This window comes from Chitinophaga ginsengisoli (assembly GCF_003014595.1).
GTDB classification, from domain to species: Bacteria; Bacteroidota; Bacteroidia; order Chitinophagales; family Chitinophagaceae; genus Chitinophaga; species Chitinophaga ginsengisoli.
In genome coordinates this window covers 291,653-312,384 of the sequence record NZ_PYGK01000001.1, presented here as the reverse complement: position 1 = coordinate 312,384, position 20,732 = coordinate 291,653, and the positions used below count along the sequence as shown (strand labels likewise).

Genomic DNA, 20,732 nt, shown 5'->3' with positions numbered 1-20,732 from the left:
CGGATGATATGGAACATCATTCTGCACCACGACTAATGACTAACTAATAAAAATAATTCTTCAATGCACCCTTTATTAGCAGAGTTCCTGGGAACCATGTTACTGATACTGCTGGGCAATGGCGTAGTAGCAAATGTTATTCTCAACAAGACAAAAGGCAATGGTGGCGGCTGGATCGTGATCACGACCGGCTGGGCCCTTGCCGTATTTGTAGGCGTAGTGGTAGCCGGTCCTTACAGCGGCGCGCACCTGAATCCCGCCGTAACATTGGCACTGGCTATAGCCGGAAAGTTTGCCTGGTCAGCTGTTCCCCTCTTTATTGTAGCGCAGCTATTGGGCGCTATGACCGGGGCATTTCTCGTATGGTTTTACTATAAAGATCACCTGGATATTACTTCAGACCCGGGGCTGATACAGGCTTGTTACTGTACGGCGCCGGCTATCAGGAACAACGGACGCAATTTAGGGAGTGAGGTAATAGGCACTTTCGTACTATTGTTCACCATCTTTTACTTTACCGGGGCGGAACTAGGGAAAGAGAAAACGCCGGTGGGAATGGGTTCTTTGGGAGCCTTACCCGTCGCCCTGCTGGTACTGGCCATCGGACTGTCGCTGGGAGGTACAACCGGGTATGCTATTAATCCTGTAAGGGATTTAGGACCGCGTATCATGCATGCTATCCTCCCGGTTAAAGGGAAAGAAGGCAGTGGATGGGACTATGCCTGGATACCGGTGCTTGGTCCATTTATCGGAGCGGCTATTGCAGCAGTATTGTATTTATGTCTACAACCCGTTGCCAATTAGCAGGAAATGAGGGACATTCTGCCTGAGAGAACAAGGAGAGAACAAGGAGAGAACAAGCAGAGAAGACGCAGAGAAGAAACAAGGTGTTTATCCTCTTATATTCCCGCTGGTACTATTTGCACGAACTTAATTTTGAAAGGATAGATAATTTGACAACCTTAAATAACCGAAAGCCTTAGTAGTCAGGACTTATTTGTTGTTGAAATTATTATCATGAGAAAAATATGCCATTCACTGTCTGCACTGGTGCTCACCGGCGCCATGTTGCAGACAGTTGTTGTTTCTGCCCAGAAGCCGGTAGAGCGTCCGAAATTAGTTATAGGTATTGTTGTTGACCAGATGCGTTGGGACTACCTGTACCGGTATTATGACCGCTATGAAGCCGGTGGATTCAGGAGAATGCTGTCTGAAGGCTTTTCCTGTGAGAATACTTTCATTACGCATTTGCCTTCCTTTACAGCGGTGGGTCACAGTACTATTTACACGGGTTCTGTACCTGCCATTCACGGTATCACCGGCAATGACTGGACTGACCAGGTAAGCGGCCGCCACTGGTATTGCACAGAAGATACGGTCGAACAGTCGGTGGGTACCACCTCTGATGTGGGTAGAATGTCTCCCCGTAACCTGCTGGCCTCTACGATCACAGACGAGCTGAAAATAGCGACTAACTTCCGGTCAAAGGTTGTGGGCATATCCCTGAAAGACAGGGCTTCTATTCTGCCTGCCGGGCATGCCGCTGATGGCGCTTTCTGGCTGGATGACAGCAATGCCAGCTTTGTGACCAGTACTTATTATATGCGGGACCTGCCGGAATGGACAAAGGCATTTAATGCCCGCCAGCTGCCGGCGCAGATGATGTCAAAACCATGGGAGACGCTATATCCTATCAATACTTACATTCAGAGTACAGCAGATACCGCGAAATGGGAAGGCACCTTCAGCGGTGAAACAGCTCCTGCATTCCCGCATAATATGCCTGCTATTTACCAGAAGGATAAAGGAAGCCTGCGCACTACTCCTTCCGGCAATACACTCACCCTCGAATTTGCCAAAGCAGCTATTGAAGGATACAACCTGGGCAGCAATACAGTGACGGATTTTCTTACCATCAACTGTGCTTCAACAGATTATGTGGGGCATAAATATGGGCCTAATTCTATTGAAGTAGAAGATACCTACCTGCGTCTGGATAAAGACCTGGCGACGTTTTTCCGTTACCTGGACCAGCGCGTTGGTAAAGGTAAATACCTGGTATTCCTCTCTGCTGATCATGGTGCAGCCAATTCCGTAGGATTTATGAAAGAATACAAGATCCCCGCCGGGCTGCCAGACAGCAAAATGATGACAGGATTGAATGCCGTACTGAAAGATCGTTTTGGTGCAGATAAACTGGCATTGACTTCAGAGAACTACCATATCGGGTTTGATCTGAAAACGATCTCCGCACAGAAACTGGACTATGATGCTATAAAGAAGATAACTGTTCAGTACCTGCAAAAGCTGCCAGGCGTGCAGTTCGCGGCGGATGTGGATAACCTGGGAAATAGTCCTATACCGGAACCCATCAAAACGATGATCGCCAATGGCTATAATTCCAAACGTTGCGGGTCAGTTGTGATCATTCCTGAGCCGGGGTGGTATTCTGGTTCTGACAAAGGCACGACCCATGGTAACTGGAATCCGTATGATACTCACCTGCCCCTGGTATTTATGGGCTGGCATGTGAAACACGGAGCCAGCAACGATGTGGTGAGTATGGCGGATATTGCACCGACCATTGCGGCAATGCTGCATATCCAGATGCCGAATGGTGCCGTAGGCAAGCCGGTACAGGCCGTATACAAATAATGGCTCATTGATAAAAAAAGCGGGGAGCAAGTTTGACTTGCTCCCCGCTTTTTTTATGTGTAATAAGTTATTGATATCTGCCTGCCGGTTCGGGATCAAACACAAATAAGGTCTTCTTCCCGGACTTCTTCATGTATAAAGGATCGCTTGCCCAGCTTTCGGTCTGCAGCCGGTTCAATGCAGTCACCACATATGTGTAGAGCGTCCCTTTCACATAGGAATAATCGATGAACTGCGGGTCGGGCATCTGCTGTATGATGGCCAGGATCTTGGTAGGATCGTTCAGATTGATGGATTCGCTGGCATTGAAACGGTACAGCACGTATTGTTGCGTGCGGCCGGACGTGTCGTCGTCTGCCCAGTAAAGATGCAGGCCATCCATTCTTTCAAAGGCATCGATAAAATAAGGTGGTAACGGCGCAGGCAGGTTTATCCATGGCATAGCGGGACGCAGCGCCGGATAACGGTAAAAATGGTTGCGCAGTGTATCCTCAAACCCTAAAGGATTGCCACTGAATGATTTATTACTATAAAAGGCGCTTCCATGGATGGTGTTGAGGGTGCGGAGTTCTGTGATCTGTATAGGCAGTTCTAGCGGATTGCTCCAGGCGGCGCTACTGCGCAGGCGGTATACCCCATGACCGATGTATACATTACGGCCATAACCATGCTGGGCCCACCAGTTAAGCAGCAATTCGTAGTTGGCTGCCCGGTGTCCCCGCTCCCAGTACAACTGAGGCGCTACATAGTCAATCCAGCCATTCTTCAGCCATTTACGTACGTCAGCGTACAGGTCGTCGTAATTGGAGAGTCCTGTGGTATAAGAACCATCCTGGTCTTTGTTTTTATTCCGCCAGATACCGAAGGGGCTGATCCCAAACTTTACCCAGGGTTTTTCTTCCTTGATCATTTTGCTCACCATCTGGATAGTGGTATCCACATTCCAGCGGCGCCAATCGTCTTTCAGCATATTACGGCCGTATTGGCGATAGGAATTGTGATCAGGAAAATCCCTGCCGGCAACGGGGTAAGGGTAGAAATAATCATCGAAGTGTACGGCATCTATGTCGTAGCGACGTACCACGTCCCGGATGATCTGCGTAACATATTCACGTACTTCCGGGATACCGGGGTCGAAATATTTCTTGCCGTCAAAATTGACGAACCACTGAGGCCGCATACGGGTGATGTGATTGGGAGCAACGCTATTTTTGCCTGTACTGATCGCCGCGCGGTAAGGGTTGAACCACGCATGGAATTCCATACCCCGTTTATGGGTCTCTTCGAGCATAAAGCGGAGCGGATCATAATATGGAGAAGGCGCCTGCCCCTGTACGCCACTCAGGTATTCAGACCAAGGCTCAAACGGAGAGTCATAGAATGCGTCAGCTACCGGACGGATCTGCACAATAACGGCATTCATGCCGTTACGTTGTTGTTTATCGAGGAGATTGATAAATTCCTGTTTCTGTATCTCAACCGGCAATCCTTTCCTGGAAGGCCAGTCAATATTTTCTACGGTGGCAATCCATACTGCACGAAATTCCCGTTTAGGGGGCAGTTGTGCTTTTACCTGGTTGAGGATGCCTGTGAGCATCAGCGCAACTCCCAATAAATACTTGACCATCTGGTATGTAGGTTAAGACCTGAAAAACTGCGAAAATAACAAAACCATTCATTTAAGCAATCCGTAGTAACAGACTGCCGGCCATGAAGTTGATAAAGCAGCACAAACGGTGCCGGAATGGGGATAAAAGAGGCAAAAAACATATGTGATTTTAAAATCCTCTATATCCGTATTGTAAAATTCGATAGGGATAACCGCTGATTCCACTGGGTATGTGGACGAAAGTTGCTACCTTTGTTCCATCAAAAAGTTTAGAGAACCATGATTAAAACAGGCAATCCCATTATCAGCATATATACGGAAATGACGCCAAACCCGGAAACAATGAAGTTTGTGGCTAACAAGCTGTTGTACCCAGGTAAGCACATCGATTTCCCGGATGAGGCCAGCGCAAAGCCATCTCCTCTGGCTGTCGAGCTGTTCAGCTTTCCGTTTATAAGGGGCGTTTTTATTATGGCTAATTTTATTACGCTGACAAAGACGCCTGACACTGATTGGAACGATATTATACCTACTATAAAAGCCTTCCTGAAGGAATATCTGGAAGACAACCGTCCCGTTATCAACGAAGAGGAAATAGTGGTAACAAAGGCTGCTGCTACCAATGAAGTAAGTGCAGATGACACTGATGTGGTAAAACGTATCAAGGAATTACTTGAGAACTACGTTAAACCAGCAGTAGAGATGGATGGTGGCGCCATTCAGTTCAAAGATTACGAAGACGGTACTGTGACGTTGATGCTGCAGGGTTCCTGTTCAGGTTGCCCTTCTTCCATGATCACGCTGAAAGCCGGTATTGAAGGCATGATGAAGCGTATGATCCCTGAAGTAAAGGAAGTAGTGGCAGAAGCAGAGTAAGCCATAGTTGAGAGAATGATAGTGTTAAAAAAGAGCGCAGTCTTTTGACTGTGCTTTTTTATTGTCCCTGATATATCTTTAGCCCTTATTCGGAAACATTTTATACTTATGAAAAAACACTCATTACTGTGGATCGCCCTGTTAATAACAGGGGGAATACAGGCACAATCGGGGCAGGAAAAGCCAGGTGTTGAAATTACCTATGGCTTCCGGTACAACGGGAAAGACGTTCCTGAGGGAAATCTGAAACTGGTCATCCAGGGAAACAAGGCCAGCTATCAGGCGCTGAATAGCATTGTGCAGAAGGAACGGCAGTTCCTGGACAACAAGGGAAAAGCCACCTACCAGATGATCACCAATAAAGAAGGAGAACTGCTGACATTCAAAAAAGCCTTCAGTGCTTATGATCAGCCGGAACTGCTGCCGGGAACCGATACTGTGCTGGGATACCCCTGTAAAAAAGCGAAAGTAAAGGTGCGCTCTAATAGTATTGAGATCTGGTATACCGATGCCCTTCCCTACAAAGGCACACCCGTACAGAACTTTGCCCCGGGTCTGGGCCTGATATTGAGAACACTGCGTAATGGCACCTCCGAATATATCGCAACAAAGGTTGACGTACGGAATATCAAAGACGAAGAACTGAAATGGCCGGCTGCTATGGGAACGATGGTGGACGATGCGACCTATCTGCGACAGGTGATTGAGAACAGGTTCAACACCCTGCACATCTTCAACCAGGAACAGATCAGCTGGGGAAATAAATTTAATGATCCTGCTGATGATCAGGAGAATGTAACTTACCACTACGCCGGCGGAACTGTTATCCTTAAAAAGGTAAAACTGCCTGAAAACATGGATGTTACGCTGTTTGCAGAAGTGGCGGAATACTCTAACGGCGATTCTTACGACCGTACCGGCTCCCTGTTTATGATCCCGCTGGATAAGAAGATATCCTTCCTGGATGGTTTGAAAAACGGCGTAACGGCACTACCTGTTTATCATGAGAAATACCGCGGTGTTGCAGCAACAGATAAATATCTGCCAGCTATGGAGTTGATGCGCTTTTTCACTCCTTTCGGCATCAATTACTATAACGAGAAGGTGAAAATAAAAGGCTACCAGTGGGCTGATTCTGCCGTATACCGTCAGGATATTACTGAATTGTTGCCCCGTTTACAGGGAGAAGTCTGGTTAGGTATGTACATCGGAAACTATGACAAAGGCGGCCATAAAGTGAGCCTGCGCCTGAAATACTATCCGGCTGACAGTGATCAGAAAGATACAACAGCAGGACATTGGGTGATGCCTGTTTTCAATACTACCAACCTGATGGAAATGGCGAACCAGGAATACGGTACTATGTTTGGAAAGGATTCGCTGCAGGTGACTGTAAATATCCCCGAAGGATTGAAAAACCTACGCCTGCGCTATACAACTACCGGCCACGGTGGCTGGGGCGGTGGAGACGAATTCAATAAAAAGCTGAACGAGATCTTCATAGATGGAATGCGGGTATATCATTTCATTCCATGGCGTACAGATTGTGGTAACTTCCGCTTATCAAACCCGGCAACTGCTAATTTTGTAAACGGTCTGGCCTCTTCAGACCTGAGCCGGTCCAACTGGTGTCCGGGGGGGGTAACAGAACCAATTACTATTCCCCTACCCGATCTGACACCTGGAGAGCATACCTTTAAAGTGAAGATCCCACTGGGAGAACGTGAGGGAAACAGCTTTAGCGCCTGGAACGTTTCTGGCTGTCTGATAGGAGATAAATAAGGCAGTATAACTTTGGAACATGAATTTTGACGTATTATATCAGGGCTTACAGGAAGGGATACGCGCAATGAGCTGGCTGGAGATAGTTGCGGCGCTATTTGGCGCGATTAGCGTGATTTGCAGTAAACAGAATAGTATATGGTTGTACCCTACGGGATTAGTGAGCACAGGTATCTATGCTTATCTTTTGTCCAGGGAACAGTTTCGCTTATATGCTGAAGCGACTTTAAATATCTATTATTTCGTTATGAGCGTATATGGCTGGTACCACTGGGCGAAAAAAAGGGACAACGACCCTGAAACGCCGGTGGAATGGGCCAGTCGCCGGGAATGGATAGTGACGGTGTTAATAACTGTTATCGGCTGGGCTGTCTTTGCCTATCTGCTCAGTCATTATTCCAACTCCGACGTTCCTTTGATAGATGCGTTTGTGTCTGCTACAGCCTGCAGCGGTATGTGGCTACTGGCAAAGCGAAAGATAGAGAACTGGCTGGTACTCAATGTATCCAATCTGGTGGCTATACCCTTATTGTTCCACAAACATTTATTGCCTACGGCAGTATTGACAATATTCCTGTTCATTGTTGCTGTGTTGGGTTATTTCAGCTGGAGAAGGATCTGGCGGGAACAACACGCCGCAGGAATCGCTAAGTAATTCTATTATATGTTGAGAGTAGTTGTTATAGGGCCGGAATCTACCGGAAAGAGTACATTGAGTGAACAGCTGGCGGCACATTATCAAACGATATGGGTGCCCGAGTATGCGCGCCAATACCTGGAGGAGTTGCCCCGGTCCTATGAACAACACGACCTGCTCACGATAGCGGAAGGTCAGCTGGCATTGGAAGATGATCTGGCGAAACAGGCCAACAAAGTATTGATCTGCGATACCGACCTGCATGTCATCAAGGTATGGAGTGAACATAAGTACGGCACCTGTGATCCCAGGATACTGGAGCACGTGGCAAACCGTCACTATGATCTGTACCTGTTAACCTATATTGATATTCCCTGGGAGGAAGATCCGCAACGGGAATACCCCGATCCCGTGATGCGGGAGTATTTTTACAATGTCTATAAAAACCTCATAGCCGGATCAGGTGTACCCTGGATAGAGATCAGAGGTGGTTTTGAAGAAAGGAAGTCGCTGGCAATAGCTGCTGTGGATAACCTGCTGAAAACGAAGAACAGCTGATATTATTTACTGCTCACCAGTTCAGATATATCCGGATCCGGAGCAATGAACCGCATCTGCTGTAATATTTTCCGCTGACGGTAAGAGGTAATACGCGCCGGAGGAGTTACTGTATATTTTATTGGATTTGGAAGGCAGGCAGCGATCATGGCGGCCTGTTCACGATTCAGGCTGGCGGCACTTTTGTGGTAATATTGTTGCGACGCTGCTTCTATCCCGAAAATACCATCCCCTGTCTGCGCTACATTCAGATACATTTCCAGGATCCGCTCTTTACCCCAGATCTTTTCGATCATAAAAGTAAAATAGACCTCCAGTCCTTTCCGCACCCAGCTACGTCCCTGCCAGAGAAACACATTTTTTGCTACCTGCTGACTGATCGTGCTGGCTCCCCGGATCTTTTTACTTTTCTGGTTGTGTTTCATCGCCTTCTCGATGGACTTAAAATCAAATCCATTGTGATCAGGGAACAGCTGATCCTCACTGGCCAATACTGCCAGCTTGGCATGTTGAGAGATCTCATCATAGTCGGCCCATGTCTTATGGAAATGTTTATCGGTTCCGATAAGGCTAAACCAGGAAGATATCATGGTAAGGGTGATCGGAGGATTGACCCACTTTAATATTATAATGTAAACGAATTGAGCAATGAATAGAATGAGTGCAATCTTTTTCAGCCTTCTCCAGGTTCTCGGAACAATCCCTTTTAAATTCATCCAGATCTGTTTTGCAAATTGGTTGGAAAGATAGTAAGATTATTTAATGTGGAAAACGTGTTGGCCTGGAAATTGGGACGGCTTCACCGTGTAGTTTCGTAAATTTGTAATATGCTCTTAACCTTACATCCGGACAATCCGAACCCCCGTCATTTAAAAACAATTGTAGAGTGTTTGAAAGACGGCGGTGTGATCATCTATCCTACCGATACTGTATATGGTATGGGCTGCGATATCTGTCAGCATAAGGCTGTGGAAAGGATCTGCCAGATCAAACACATTAACCCGGCCAAAGCACAGTTCTCTTTTATCTGTTATGACCTGAGTCATTTGTCAGATTATGCAAAGAGTGTGGATACGCCCACATTCCGCATGCTGAAAAAGGCCTTACCGGGACCATACACCTTCATCTTACCGGCCAGCCGGGCAGTGCCTCGTATGTTAAAGGCCAAAAAAGATACTGTCGGTATCCGTGTGCCTGATAATAATATATGCAGAGCCATTGTAAAAGAGTTGGGCAATCCTGTAATGAGCACTTCTCTTCCCGTGGATGAATACGTAGAGGAATACACGGATCCGGAGATCATTCATGAGAAGTTTGGGAAGATTGTGGATATCGTAGTGGATGGTGGATTGGGAGGATTGACCTTTTCTACGGTTGTAGATTGTACAGGCGATGAGCCGGAACTGATCAGGGAGGGTGCTGGCAGCTGGGAGGCCTTAGCATAAATGCATTGATTATGAAGAAAGTATTGTCCATCGCGGGCTTGATCCTAACTACTTGCCTGTCGCATATATCTGCGCAGCGCAAGATAATAGTGGCTCCGCTTTATCCTTTGACAAAGTCAAGTAAGTTCTTGTTAGCATCTCCGAAGGAGGTAACTGCGCCCGTGTATTTGTCCTCATATCCGGTTACAGAAAACAGGGGGATAGCTACCACAAAATCCCCGCTTGCACCGAATGATTACTATCAGCAACATTTCGGTTTTTTCTGTAAAAAAGAGTGGAATTGGGAGAAGCAAACGCAGTTACCGGTAAAGTTGAGATTAGGGAGTTACCAGGAGGCGCAGCGTCTCGAAGGCAAGTGATACTTGCTATGCTCATTGCTTATAAGCCATTTGCTGTATTGTGTTTTGTTTATTATAAATGACTTTGTCAATTAATTTGGTTGCTTTTGTCAAATAAATATTTAGGCTGGAAATCTCTTCTTTTTTAGGTGTAAATACTCCGACTTTTATTGTTTATAAAGATGCTTTTTGATTGGCTGCGTTGGGTATCAAAACAGGATGAAATGTGCTGTATGAAATGGTGATACTTGACTTAGGCAATGATGTCTTTTGGTGTTTAAGCGTTGAGGATACGACGGGTTTTCAGGTGGGACTACTGGCTGAGCTCTTTGAAGCTTCTTATCTATTTAGCTTTGGAGGCCGTATTGGGCATTGGGTTGTCTATTAAACTCCTGTCAAGCGTACCAGCAGCTTCAAACAACTTAGACCAGTAGTCTCCACCTGAACCCCGTCCGGAATCAGGTCGTCCTCTTATAAAGAGACGTGCCTATCACTTTAGGATAAAGTAAGTTTGTAACCCTATTTCAAAAGTGCTTTCATTAACAGTGCCGATTAGACGGTGGCTGATAGATAGTAGAGCATTTCATATCTCCATATCCCACTAGAAGAGAAAGAACTTCCATTATAATTGGAGCATCCGAAGCAGCGCGGGTTCAGGTGGGAATCGCTGGCCTAAGTTGTTTGAAGCTGCTGATACGCCCCACCAGGGGTTTAATATATATTCTACTGCCCAATACGACCATCCGAAGCTGCATAGACAAGAAGCTTCAAAGAACTCAGCCAGTGATCCCAGCCTGAAACCGTCGCAGTATCCTCAACCTCAATAAATCACCGCCTTAAACCCCAAAGGGAACGTTCAAAAGGCCCGATATAAACGCAAATAAAAACGGCTGCCCCAATCGAGACAGCCGCCACTATAAAAAAGAAAGATAATTATGATTGTTTGATACCTAACTTCTTCGCAATATCCACAGGAATTGCTTTTTTGTTCAGCATGATGCTGGTGGTCTTATAAGCAAAGAATGGCTCAGATGCGTAGAAATATCCGCTACCAGGATTAGCTGTTCCCCAGGAATTCTTCACACGGAAGAATACTTTCCCGTTCTGATCTTTTGCCATACCCACGATGTGCATACCGTGATCATCCTGTGTTTCGAAATTATCAAAAGCCTGCTGACGTACTTCCGGAGTGATGGTCAGTTCTTTCACTGGTTCAGTGAATGCTTTTGCCAATTGATCCTGTGAGAGGCCCGCTACGTCAGGAACGATAGCCAGACCCTGTGCAAAGTTGAAACCTTTTTCGCTTACGTCAGAAGCCCAGGCAACCGTATAGCCATTCTGGATAGCGTTTTCTGTGATGGCAGTCAGGTCGTTCAGGGGAACGTTATACATTTTATCCCAATTCCAGTTGTCCGGAACTTCCAGTACAAATTGCTGATAATAAGGATGATGAGTGAAAGAAGTGATCATTACATAATCATCTGCATCCAGTCCCAGTTCCTTCGCAAAAGTTTTGGGAGTATAGCTCTTACCGTTGTACTCGAATTTTTCAGGAGCATCTCCGATGTAGGCGTTCAATACACCATCAAAAGCTTTGCTCCAGTTTGGGTTGATGGTAGCTTCGGTAGCGCCGATCTTCTTCACCATACCATCCAGGAGGGATGTCATTTCGGCATGATTGTAAGTTTTTACACGATTGCCATCGTATACACTTTGAGGTACGAGACCATATTCACGAAGACAGAGCAGGTCGTCGGGGAAGCCGCCGCCCTCACCGAAATTGGCTTTACCGTGCATACGTACATAGTTGGATGCCTTCAGGGGATACATTTTTCTTACTACATACATCTCGCTGAGATTGACATTCTTACCTTTTCCATTGCGAAGCGCTTCGGCCTGGAAGAAAGAAAGTCCTGAGAAGGACCAGCATGTACCGGTATTGCCTTGGTTTTCTACATCACCTGCATCGAGGTTCTTAATAACAGTGAACTTATAGTTACTGCCTTCTTTATTGGTTGTTTGTGCGATCGCCGCTGTGGTGCAGAAAGCGGCAAGGCATAGCGCCCATTTCTTCATTGTAATGATGTTTTTCAGAAAAATTTAAAAAATAAATGGCCGAATCTAAGTTAAAACAGTCACTCTTAATGGGTAAAGATTGATGAATGGGAGTTGCAATAGATTGCAACTTATTGTTACGCACCATCTTCCGGCGGTGTGGCAACCAGGGGCTAGAGCGTGAGGTCCTTGTTTAACGGAAGGGCCAGATATTCCTCCCGGGATATCTCCCATTTCCATAGTTGTTCAGGGGCTTCTCCTACAAAGTGCATCCCTGATTTTTGCAGTACTTTCACGGCTGCATTGTATTCTTCTTCGGTATGGGCGATCACTTTGTTCACATAGGAGTGGTTAAATGCAAAGCGGACCAGTGCCTGGGTTAGCTCTGTACCATATCCCTGCTCACGATAGCGGGAGGAGATCTCATACCCTATTTCTACGGTGCCGTTCCGGTCGGGACGCCCTTTGAAGCCACCGGCGCCCATAAGGCATTTGTCTTCCTGGTGTATCACCAGGTAAAAGAACCAGCCCAACATGCTGGGGTCATTTCGGAGTTTGTCGTATGCTACGAGTACCACTTCTGGAAATTCTGTCCAGGGTTCGGGGATATGGATGTTGAGCAGTTCACCCAATACCTCTTCTCCCTGTAACAGTGCTTCAAAATACTGCAGGGTACATGGTAACAATTGAAGGCGAGGTGTCAGGATCATGGGCGAAATCTAGTAAAGGATTTTGGAAAACACAATAGGGGGAACGCAGGAATATTACTAATTATCAGCAGGAAATATAGCAGCTGCAATGGTGTTACGGGCGGGATTCAATATGGCACCCCGGGAGGATGTTGCACCTGGAATGGAAATGATCAAAAAACCAGGGACCAATACGCAAGGTATGCGTATTAGTCCCTGGTTTTTAACGATTTAAGATTTTTTTAGCGTTAATGCGCCTCCAGCCAGTTACGGCCAGTACCTATTTCAACGTCAACAGGAACTGACAACGGTAATGCATTACGCATACCTTCCTCTATCAGGGGTTTGATGAGGTCTATCTCGTCTTTGTGTACATCGAAGACCAACTCATCATGTACCTGTAGGATCATGCGGGAACGGAGATTCTCCTGTTTCAGTTTCTTATGGATGGAGATCATGGCCAGCTTGATCATGTCAGCGGCAGTACCCTGTATCGGCATGTTGATGGCATTTCGTTCTGCATATCCTCTTACTACCGCATTGGAAGAGTTGATATCCTTCAGCCAACGTTTACGCCCCAGCATTGTTTCCACATAACCATTGAGTTGTGCGGATTTTATCTGCTTGTCCATATATTGTTTAATAGACGGATACTGTGTAAAGTAGTTATCTATCAGGGTTTTAGCCTCGCTTCTGGCAATGCCGAGGTTTTCAGACAGACCGAAGGCACTTACACCATAGATGATACCGAAGTTCACGCTCTTGGCATTGCGACGCATATCTGGCGTTACCTCTGCCAGCTCCACACCATATACTTTTGCTGCGGTGGCGGCGTGAATGTCCAGTCCACCCCGGAAAGCCTCGATCATATGTACATCCTCGCTGATAGCGGCAATAATGCGCAGTTCGATCTGTGAGTAGTCGGCCGACAGCAATACATGTTCCTCATTCCGGGCTACAAACGCCTTACGTACTTCTCGTCCTCTGTCGGTACGTATAGGAATGTTCTGCAGGTTCGGATTGTTGGAGCTGAGACGCCCGGTTACTGCCACCGCCTGGTTGTAGGAGGTGTGTACGCGGTTGGTACGCTTGTTCAGCATCAGGGGAAGTGCATCCACATAAGTGGATTTCAGCTTGCTCAGTTCACGGAACACCAGGATGTCTTCCACGATCTGGTGTTTATTGGAAAGTTTCGCCAGCACATCTTCACCGGTAGCATATTGACCCGTTCTGGTCTTTTTGGCTTTTGGGTCGAGCATCAGTTTTTCAAACAGCACTTCTCCCAGTTGCTTGGGTGATGCCAGGTTGAAGCGGACGCCTGCCTGTGTGTATACACTTTCTTCTGCACGTTTGATCTCTTTTTCGAGTTCGCGCGAGTAGTCAGCAAGTGCCTGTATATCAAGGGATATACCCTCGTATTCCATATCGGTCAATACTTTCACCAGCGGATTCTCTACTTCATAAAACACCTTTTCTACAGCCTTCAGTGGCAGTAATGGCGCGAATTTCTCTTTCAGCTGAAGGGTGATATCGGCATCTTCTGCAGCATAGTCCTTAATCTTTTCGATCTCCACATCCCGCATGTTACCCTGGCCTTTCCCTTTCTTACCGATTAGGGTCTCAATGGACACTGGTTCGTATTGCAGGTATTGGGCACTCAGGAGGTCCATACCACGGCGACCTTCCGGCTCTATGAGATAGTGGGCCAGCATAGTATCGAAAACTGGGCCTTTGATTTCTACACCATACCATTTCAGCACGATCATATCGTATTTGATGTTCTGACCGATGAAGAGGATATGTGTGGTATCAAACAGGGGACGGAAACTGTCCACTATTTCCTGGGCCAGGACTTTATCTGCCGGTACCGGGATATACCAGCCCTCTCCTGCTTTAATGGAGAAGCTCATGCCTACCAGCTCAACAGCGTTGGCGTCAGTGCCGGTGGTTTCTGTATCAAAGGAGATTTCCTGCTGTTGTAATAGGGTCGCCAGCAGTTCCTGTCTTTTCTCCTGAGTATCAGCCAGTTGATAATTATGTGGTGTATTGTTGATATTCTTTTCGGCGATCAGCACACTTACGGGTGCTTCCTCCGGCTCGTCTGTGGGCGGTGGTGCCGCGCCCTGGATCTCATTGCCAAACAGGTCCAGCTGGGCTTTGGGAGGAGAGGCCGGTTCTAGCGCAGCAGCTGTAGCAAAACCGTCTCCGAGTATACGTTTGCCGAGAGTTTTAAATTCCAGTTCCGTGAAGATTTCCGCCAGTTGCTCTTTATTGGGAGCGGTGATGCAGAATTCTTCCTCATGGAAGTTAACCGGTACATTGGTGATAATAGTGGCCAGCTGTTTGGAGAGGATAGCGCTTTCTGCACCAGCCTTGATCTTTTCTGCCATCTTACCGCCGATCTTATCCGCATTTTCGATCACGCCTTCTACAGAGCCATACTGAGAAAGCAGTTTCATGGCGGTCTTTTCTCCTACGCCGGGAATGCCGGGGATGTTATCCACCGCATCCCCCATCAGTCCGAGGATATCTATTACCTGGTGTACATCGGTAATCTGCCATTTTTCACAGACCTCTTTAGGCCCCATGATCTCCTCTTTATTACCCATGTAAGGAGGTTTGTAAATGAATACGTTCTCTCTTACCAGCTGTCCGTAGTCTTTATCGGGTGTGACCATGTAGACGCTGAATCCGGCGTCTGCCGCCTGCCAGGCGAGGGTACCGATCACGTCGTCTGCTTCATAGCCGTCCAGTTCTACAACAGGGATATTGAAGCCGGTGATGATACGTTTTATATCGTCGAGGGAATCCAGGATGTCTTCAGGAGCATCCATACGGTTCGCCTTATAGTCGACAAAAGTGGAATGCCTTTCGGTAGGTGCGTGCGTGTCGAAAGCCACTGCTATATGAGTAGGCTTTTCTTTATTGATAAGGTCCAGCAAGGTAGAGGTAAACCCAAACTGTGCGTTGGTATTCCTGCCTGTGCTGGTGAGGCGTGGATTTCTGATCAATGCATAGTAGGCACGATAGATCAGTGCCATTGCATCCAGTAAGAACAATTTCTTTTGCATCCGCCAAAAGTAATTATGAATGATGAATTACGTATCAACAAATGCAGATTATCTCCCCTGGATAAGATCGCTTTTTTGAAATGAACGTATGATATTTTGGAAGTTCCTTTTGCCGGCAGATATTTGCGTTGAAAGAGGAACGACATGAAGAAAATATATCATTTATCTACCTGCAGTACCTGCAAACGCATCCTGGAAGAAATCAACGCTAAAGAGAACGGATTTGTACTGCAGGACATTAAGGCGGAAAAGATCACACCGGCACAAATCGATGAAATGCACAAACTGGCGGGAAGCTATGAGGCGCTGTTCAGTCGCCGGTCGCAGAAGTACCGTCCAATGGGTTTGCACGAAAAGGAGCTCACAGAAAAAGATTACCGCGACCTGATCCTTGAGGAGTATACCTTTCTGAAAAGACCGGTAGCGATCATAGGAAAGCAGATCTTCGTCGGTAGCGATAAAAAGACAGTGGAAGGATTGCAGGCAGCTGCGGGTAAGTAATTACCCCAGGCTCTCTACAAACTTCTTCACTACGCCCTTATACTGCTCCATATCCTGTTCGTGTTCAAATGATTTGAACTCAAATTTCTCTGCAGCCTCCAGTGCTTCCTTCAGATTGAAAGCATGCTGAGGTATATTATAGAAATACCCTTTTTTCATAAGGAACCTGCCCAGGTATTCCTGCTCTGACTGTCCGGGAGTAGGGATCAGGATCGCTTTTTTATTCAGTTTCACCAGGTCCATCAGGGTGGTATAACCGGAGCGGCTCAGTACCATTTTGGATGCCAGCATGGCTTCGTTGAGGTCTTTGGCGTTCATGTGGTTCACCTGCTGTACCCGTGGCGTGATCTGTTGCATTTCCGGTGTGCCGGGTTTGCCGCTCACAATCAGTGCCCGGAGAGGCAGGGCTCTGATCTGCTCCAGCACTATTTTTTCCAGGTTAGAACGCTGCGGTTCCGGACCGGATATAAGTACCAGCAAATCATACTGTTGAGGGATGTTTGGACGGTCTTCAAAGCGGCTGAGGCATCCCAGATAAGTCGTATTTGGAGGCAATACGGAAGGGTGTGCCAGTATCCCGGAGAGGTTATTGGCATCCGCATAATCGGGGATCCAGCAGGCACTGTACCGGCGTATATAGCGATAATTCAGCCATTGCAGCCACTTTTCGGCAATACCACCAAACGGCGTTTTGATCAGCAACTGGTGAGAGATGAAAACGGTTGGGATCGTACTATGGTAAAGGCCGAAGCGGTTGTCGGAGATAACGGCGTCAATCAGGTGCTCTTTCACTATTTTCTGCAGCCATTCCTGCTCATATTTGATGGCATTCAGAATCTTGGGAATCTGCTGAATGATCTTCCAGCCAAACAGCCAGCCCTTCTGTGTATACTGAATGCGGTAGCCAGGCAGCGGCAACAGGGTAAGTTCCGGAAATTCCTGCTGTAAAAGTGAAGCATGTTTGCCCTCGGCTGCAATAACTACCTTGCAGCCAGCGTTTAATAATTCATGGATAAGCGGGATGTCGCGGGTAGCATGTCCTAATCCCCAATCTAACGGGACTATGAGAATGGTTTTGCGCGTAGAAATTGTGGACAAATATTTGAAATTTTTACGAAATTAGCTTAATTTAGAAATGCGCACTGTTAAGAAAAGGTAAACTCTCGTACAGACGGGCATCAACAAAAAGCGAACAGAACTTAAGAGTATGATAACAAGAAAATGGCTGACTATTCTATTAGTGTGCAGTAGCCTAAGCATTATGAGTCAGGGTTGTAAGATATTGAAGAAGAACGATTGTGGGTGCCCTACCATGAATAAAAAACGGATGCACTAGTCAACATACCGTTTTTTTAGCCGTTGAGTTCCCGAAAGAAAGAAGGATAAACATCACTTAAAACATCCAGTTGTTAAATACACGCCAAGCCGCTTACTCCTATATGAAAACTCCTTAAAATTTAAGGGAACAGTCAAACTATTCAAATGAAACAGGTTGAGAGGGATTTATTGATCTTACTGCATGAAGATCGGTATAGCGAACAACAGATCCAGTATGCAGTAAAGCAGATTAGCGATATGCTTACAATGGTAGAGACCATGGAGTACCTATGTAATGTTATGGAAGTTGCTGATTGCAACAAAAACCGTGTTACCAGCAAGAGATCTGTACTGCAAAGGGCATTTTCCAGAAAGGAGCATAAAGCATTCGAATTTATCGTTCATAAGAACTAAAGGCACAGCTTCGCAGCTTATTCATGACCAGCCATTGATCATGCGGCTCTCTGATGCATAAAAGAAATATTAATCCGTAATTCATCTCTTCCCAAAACAACATATTTCGTAATTGATTCGTAGGTTTGCCGGCAAACAAAACAGTTGTGATGGCAGACTTTACGCTCCTGCATGATTACCTCCTCCCCATTTCGAAAGCAAGTCTGAATGATGATCAGGAATACGATGAGTTCCAGATCGGGGGTATCGTAGATCTGTATGAAGAAGGATATGCACCTAATCTCGATATCGCAGATATTATCCTGCTCGGAGTGAATGAAGACCGTGGTTACGGCCCCGGCAAGAAAGGCCCTGATGCGGCCGACATCGTAAGAAGGGAATTCTACAGTTTATTTTACTGGCACAAAGATGTAAAGATCGCCGATATGGGTAACCTGCGTAAAGGTGTTTCCCTGGCAGATACTTATGCCGCCCTGAGAACCGTGCTCGCAGAACTGATCAACTCCAATAAGACCATTATCATCCTGGGAGGATCGCACGATCTTACTTATGCACAATACAGAGCCTACGCCACACAGAAATATGTGATTGAAGTGACTGTTGCAGATGCTTTGATAGACCTGAAGGAAGAATCGCCTATCCCGGCAGATAGTTTCCTGATGGACATGCTGACAGAGCAGCCCAACTACATACGTCATTACAACCACCTGGCATTCCAGAGTTATTTCGTACACCCTCGTATGCTGGAAACGCTGGATAAACTGCGTTTCGATTGCTACCGCCTGGGTAAGGTGAGAGAGAACCTGGAAGAGATCGAACCTGTGTTGAGGAATACAGATATGCTGAGCCTTGATATCAATATCATCAAACATAACGACGCACCTGCCAATACCCTCTCTCCTAACGGGTTGGGTGGCGATGAAGCCTGTGCCCTCTCCCGCTATGCCGGTATGAGCGGACGGCTCAGTACGTATGGCATCTATGGCTACCGTCCTGAAAAAGATAAAGAATTCCTGACCGCCAGACAGATTGCGCAAATGTTGTGGTATTTTGTGGATGGCTGTTCTGTAAAGAACAAGGAAGCGTTGCTGAATGAGAGGGATGCCTTCTACGAGTTCAATATTGTTTGTGGGGATATCGATACCGTATTCCTTAAGAGCAAAAAAACAGGTCGCTGGTGGATGCAGTTGCCTGGTAAAGGAAAAGACTTCGTGCCCTGTACGTACAATGATTACGTAACAGCCAGCAATAACGAGATTCCCGAAAGGTGGCTGAGACATCAGGAGAGATTGTAAGCTTATATACCAGTATATGTCACTAACAAGGAAGACGCGCGCCCGTATTGGCTTTATCCAGAATGTTCAGGATATAGTGCTGATTATTGCTGGTGTTTTATTGGCAGCTGTAGGGCTGAAGGGCTTTTTGTTGCCAAACGGTTTCCTGGATGGTGGCGTTACCGGTATATCCCTGCTCGTTAACCGGCTCACAGGTTGGTCTATTTCCGTGTTGCTGATCGTAATCAATATTCCTTTTATCCTGCTGGCATACAAGCAATTGTCTTTCAATTTTACAGTAAAGGCGCTATGCGCTATCCTCGGACTGGCAGCCGCACTGGTATTCATTGAGGTGCCCACTATTACCAGCGATAAATTGTTGATCGCTGTCTTTGGCGGATTGTTCCTCGGAGGAGGTATCGGGCTGTCTGTAAGAGGAGGCGCTGTACTGGATGGAACGGAAGTACTGGCACTCTATATCAACCGGAAAACAGTACTGTCCATGGGCGAAGTGATCATGTATTTCAACATTGTGATCTTCAGTGTTGCAGCAGTGCTGATCAATATAGAAACCGCGCTGTATGCAATGCTCACCTATCTTTCTGCTTCCAAAACAGTTGATTTTGTCATACAGGGTTTTGAAGAATATATCGCATTGACGATAATCTCCAATGAAAGTGAACTGATAAGAAAAGCGCTTACGCTGTCATTGAAGAAGGGAGTAACCGTATTCAAGGGACAAAGTGGATTTGGCAAACGGGGTGCAGTAGACAGGGATATTGATATCATTTACACGGTGGTTACCCGTCTGGAAGTGCACAAGATCATCGATGAGATAGAAAAGATAGATGATAAGGCATTCATTGTACAACACAACATCAACGACACCAAAGGCGGTATGATCAAACGCCGGGTTACACATCACTAATCCTCACCACATCAAAGATATACGTCGGCAACACACTAAAAGTATGTTGCCTTATTGTATATCATTCCTTCATTTTTATCAGGAATGTTTGCTTGCCAATAATTCGATTACCCGTGTTTTCAGGAAAGCGGCTTTATTGTCTGTCACGATCATATCATCATCAAGACCAGCCAGGGTTTGTGTACGCTTTTTTTCAACACGGAGATCAATATCCTTAAAATATGTTTGTTTCTTTTCTTCCCACTGATTCTGGGAGAGCTGTAACGTAGTACGGCGGTTGTTGTCCAGGTTATCGTATAGCTGGCGATATACGGTATTCAGTAAACTGTCCATTTGGGTGTAATACTGAAGGGCACAGTTATATTGGCTCTTACCTTCTGCCAGGCATTGCTGGTAACGCTTTTCGAGAGAGTCAACAGCAGATTTACTGGTTTGTGCGAAAACATTCATGCATATGCACAATGGCAAGCATAGGATAAAACGTTTCATAGGATTGAACAATTAGGAGCGCAAATATAGTAAAATAATGATATGTGACATCAGAGATAAAAAGAAAGGGTTCTGATTGCAGAACCCTTTCTTT

The 20,732-nt window shown here is 46.3% G+C and carries 19 protein-coding genes; 12 read left to right on the top strand and 7 right to left on the bottom strand.

Translation table 11 applies throughout. The features are described 5' to 3' along the window. Positions 1–63 precede the first annotated feature (63 nt). Together CLV42_RS01320 and pafA are read left to right on the top strand one after the other, a co-directional pair. Positions 64–804, top strand: coding sequence for an MIP/aquaporin family protein (locus CLV42_RS01320; protein ID WP_106600098.1), 741 nt, complete (start codon positions 64–66; stop codon positions 802–804). 213 nt (positions 805–1,017) lie between these two features. Next, complete coding sequence (gene pafA / locus CLV42_RS01315; protein WP_106600097.1) at positions 1,018–2,655, top strand: alkaline phosphatase PafA; 1,638 nt, start codon at positions 1,018–1,020, stop codon at positions 2,653–2,655. Between the two features lie 67 nt (positions 2,656–2,722). Here pafA and CLV42_RS01310 read toward each other — a convergent pair whose 3' ends face one another. After that, on the bottom strand, positions 2,723–4,282 hold the full coding sequence (locus tag CLV42_RS01310) for a glycoside hydrolase family 10 protein (RefSeq protein ID WP_106600096.1): 1,560 nt from the start codon (positions 4,280–4,282) through the stop codon (positions 2,723–2,725). A gap of 261 nt (positions 4,283–4,543) precedes the next feature. On the opposite strand from CLV42_RS01310, the gene CLV42_RS01305 reads away from it, so the two are divergent. The 4 genes from CLV42_RS01305 to CLV42_RS01290 all read left to right on the top strand — a co-directional run bounded on the left by CLV42_RS01305 (position 4,544) and on the right by CLV42_RS01290 (position 8,117). Further along, positions 4,544–5,140 (top strand): NifU family protein, encoded by a 597-nt coding sequence (locus CLV42_RS01305; protein ID WP_089829478.1) that lies wholly within the window; start codon positions 4,544–4,546, stop codon positions 5,138–5,140. 108 nt (positions 5,141–5,248) lie between these two features. Beyond that, a complete protein-coding gene (locus CLV42_RS01300) occupies positions 5,249–6,922 on the top strand; it encodes a PNGase F N-terminal domain-containing protein (protein ID WP_245901398.1) in 1,674 nt (557 codons plus the stop codon). A 19-nt stretch (positions 6,923–6,941) separates the two neighbouring features. Further along, complete coding sequence (gene pnuC / locus CLV42_RS01295) at positions 6,942–7,577, top strand: nicotinamide riboside transporter PnuC (RefSeq protein ID WP_106600095.1); 636 nt, start codon at positions 6,942–6,944, stop codon at positions 7,575–7,577. A 9-nt stretch (positions 7,578–7,586) separates the two neighbouring features. Then, complete coding sequence (locus CLV42_RS01290) at positions 7,587–8,117, top strand: AAA family ATPase (protein ID WP_106600094.1); 531 nt, start codon at positions 7,587–7,589, stop codon at positions 8,115–8,117. A gap of 2 nt (positions 8,118–8,119) precedes the next feature. Here CLV42_RS01290 and mtgA read toward each other — a convergent pair whose 3' ends face one another. Beyond that, positions 8,120–8,833, bottom strand: coding sequence for a monofunctional biosynthetic peptidoglycan transglycosylase (gene mtgA, locus CLV42_RS01285; protein ID WP_106600093.1), 714 nt, complete (start codon positions 8,831–8,833; stop codon positions 8,120–8,122). A gap of 111 nt (positions 8,834–8,944) precedes the next feature. Between mtgA and CLV42_RS01280 the strand changes: the two genes are divergently transcribed. Continuing rightward, positions 8,945–9,562, top strand: a complete 618-nt coding sequence (locus CLV42_RS01280) for an L-threonylcarbamoyladenylate synthase (protein ID WP_106600092.1) — start codon at positions 8,945–8,947, stop codon at positions 9,560–9,562. An 11-nt stretch (positions 9,563–9,573) separates the two neighbouring features. Then, a complete protein-coding gene (locus CLV42_RS34120; RefSeq protein WP_106600091.1) occupies positions 9,574–9,921 on the top strand; it encodes a hypothetical protein in 348 nt (115 codons plus the stop codon). A gap of 912 nt (positions 9,922–10,833) precedes the next feature. On the opposite strand, the gene CLV42_RS01270 is transcribed toward CLV42_RS34120, so the two are convergent. The 3 genes from CLV42_RS01270 to polA all read right to left on the bottom strand — a co-directional run bounded on the left by CLV42_RS01270 (position 10,834) and on the right by polA (position 15,715). After that, a complete protein-coding gene (locus tag CLV42_RS01270; protein WP_106600090.1) occupies positions 10,834–11,976 on the bottom strand; it encodes a C1 family peptidase in 1,143 nt (380 codons plus the stop codon). A 152-nt stretch (positions 11,977–12,128) separates the two neighbouring features. After that, positions 12,129–12,665, bottom strand: coding sequence for a GNAT family N-acetyltransferase (locus tag CLV42_RS01265; protein WP_106600089.1), 537 nt, complete (start codon positions 12,663–12,665; stop codon positions 12,129–12,131). Between the two features lie 227 nt (positions 12,666–12,892). Further along, positions 12,893–15,715 carry a DNA polymerase I gene (polA, locus tag CLV42_RS01260; protein WP_106600088.1) on the bottom strand — a complete coding sequence of 941 codons (2,823 nt, stop codon included), beginning with the start codon at positions 15,713–15,715 and terminating at the stop codon, positions 12,893–12,895. A gap of 144 nt (positions 15,716–15,859) precedes the next feature. Here polA and CLV42_RS01255 point away from each other — a divergent pair, with 144 nt between their 5' ends. Beyond that, complete coding sequence (locus tag CLV42_RS01255; RefSeq protein WP_106600087.1) at positions 15,860–16,216, top strand: arsenate reductase family protein; 357 nt, start codon at positions 15,860–15,862, stop codon at positions 16,214–16,216. Here CLV42_RS01255 and CLV42_RS01250 read toward each other — a convergent pair whose 3' ends face one another. Continuing rightward, a complete protein-coding gene (locus CLV42_RS01250; RefSeq protein WP_106600086.1) occupies positions 16,217–17,314 on the bottom strand; it encodes a glycosyltransferase in 1,098 nt (365 codons plus the stop codon). A gap of 384 nt (positions 17,315–17,698) precedes the next feature. On the opposite strand from CLV42_RS01250, the gene CLV42_RS01245 reads away from it, so the two are divergent. The 3 genes from CLV42_RS01245 (at position 17,699) to CLV42_RS01235 (ending at position 20,149) form a co-directional block, all read left to right on the top strand. Next, the gene (locus CLV42_RS01245; RefSeq protein ID WP_089829456.1) at positions 17,699–17,947 is read left to right on the top strand and encodes a hypothetical protein; all 249 of its coding nucleotides are present in this window, start codon (positions 17,699–17,701) and stop codon (positions 17,945–17,947) included. A gap of 149 nt (positions 17,948–18,096) precedes the next feature. Next, positions 18,097–19,242, top strand: coding sequence for a formimidoylglutamase (locus tag CLV42_RS01240; protein WP_106600085.1), 1,146 nt, complete (start codon positions 18,097–18,099; stop codon positions 19,240–19,242). Positions 19,243–19,258: 16 nt separating this feature from the next. Continuing rightward, positions 19,259–20,149 carry a YitT family protein gene (locus CLV42_RS01235; RefSeq protein WP_106600084.1) on the top strand — a complete coding sequence of 297 codons (891 nt, stop codon included), beginning with the start codon at positions 19,259–19,261 and terminating at the stop codon, positions 20,147–20,149. Positions 20,150–20,227: 78 nt separating this feature from the next. Here CLV42_RS01235 and CLV42_RS01230 read toward each other — a convergent pair whose 3' ends face one another. Then, the gene (locus CLV42_RS01230) at positions 20,228–20,638 is read right to left on the bottom strand and encodes a lysozyme inhibitor LprI family protein (protein WP_106600083.1); all 411 of its coding nucleotides are present in this window, start codon (positions 20,636–20,638) and stop codon (positions 20,228–20,230) included. Positions 20,639–20,732: the final 94 nt, after the last annotated feature.

Coding starts and splice junctions, on each gene's coding strand:
- CLV42_RS01320 (WP_106600098.1), top strand. CDS start 64: ATGCACCCTTTATTAGCAGAGTTCCTGGGAACCATGTTACTGATACTG.
- pafA (WP_106600097.1), top strand. CDS start 1,018: ATGAGAAAAATATGCCATTCACTGTCTGCACTGGTGCTCACCGGCGCC.
- CLV42_RS01310 (WP_106600096.1), bottom strand. CDS start 4,282: ATGGTCAAGTATTTATTGGGAGTTGCGCTGATGCTCACAGGCATCCTC.
- CLV42_RS01305 (WP_089829478.1), top strand. CDS start 4,544: ATGATTAAAACAGGCAATCCCATTATCAGCATATATACGGAAATGACG.
- CLV42_RS01300 (WP_245901398.1), top strand. CDS start 5,249: ATGAAAAAACACTCATTACTGTGGATCGCCCTGTTAATAACAGGGGGA.
- pnuC (WP_106600095.1), top strand. CDS start 6,942: ATGAATTTTGACGTATTATATCAGGGCTTACAGGAAGGGATACGCGCA.
- CLV42_RS01290 (WP_106600094.1), top strand. CDS start 7,587: ATGTTGAGAGTAGTTGTTATAGGGCCGGAATCTACCGGAAAGAGTACA.
- mtgA (WP_106600093.1), bottom strand. CDS start 8,833: ATGAATTTAAAAGGGATTGTTCCGAGAACCTGGAGAAGGCTGAAAAAG.
- CLV42_RS01280 (WP_106600092.1), top strand. CDS start 8,945: ATGCTCTTAACCTTACATCCGGACAATCCGAACCCCCGTCATTTAAAA.
- CLV42_RS34120 (WP_106600091.1), top strand. CDS start 9,574: ATGAAGAAAGTATTGTCCATCGCGGGCTTGATCCTAACTACTTGCCTG.
- CLV42_RS01270 (WP_106600090.1), bottom strand. CDS start 11,976: ATGAAGAAATGGGCGCTATGCCTTGCCGCTTTCTGCACCACAGCGGCG.
- CLV42_RS01265 (WP_106600089.1), bottom strand. CDS start 12,665: ATGATCCTGACACCTCGCCTTCAATTGTTACCATGTACCCTGCAGTAT.
- polA (WP_106600088.1), bottom strand. CDS start 15,715: ATGCAAAAGAAATTGTTCTTACTGGATGCAATGGCACTGATCTATCGT.
- CLV42_RS01255 (WP_106600087.1), top strand. CDS start 15,860: ATGAAGAAAATATATCATTTATCTACCTGCAGTACCTGCAAACGCATC.
- CLV42_RS01245 (WP_089829456.1), top strand. CDS start 17,699: ATGAAACAGGTTGAGAGGGATTTATTGATCTTACTGCATGAAGATCGG.
- CLV42_RS01240 (WP_106600085.1), top strand. CDS start 18,097: ATGGCAGACTTTACGCTCCTGCATGATTACCTCCTCCCCATTTCGAAA.
- CLV42_RS01235 (WP_106600084.1), top strand. CDS start 19,259: ATGTCACTAACAAGGAAGACGCGCGCCCGTATTGGCTTTATCCAGAAT.
- CLV42_RS01230 (WP_106600083.1), bottom strand. CDS start 20,638: ATGAAACGTTTTATCCTATGCTTGCCATTGTGCATATGCATGAATGTT.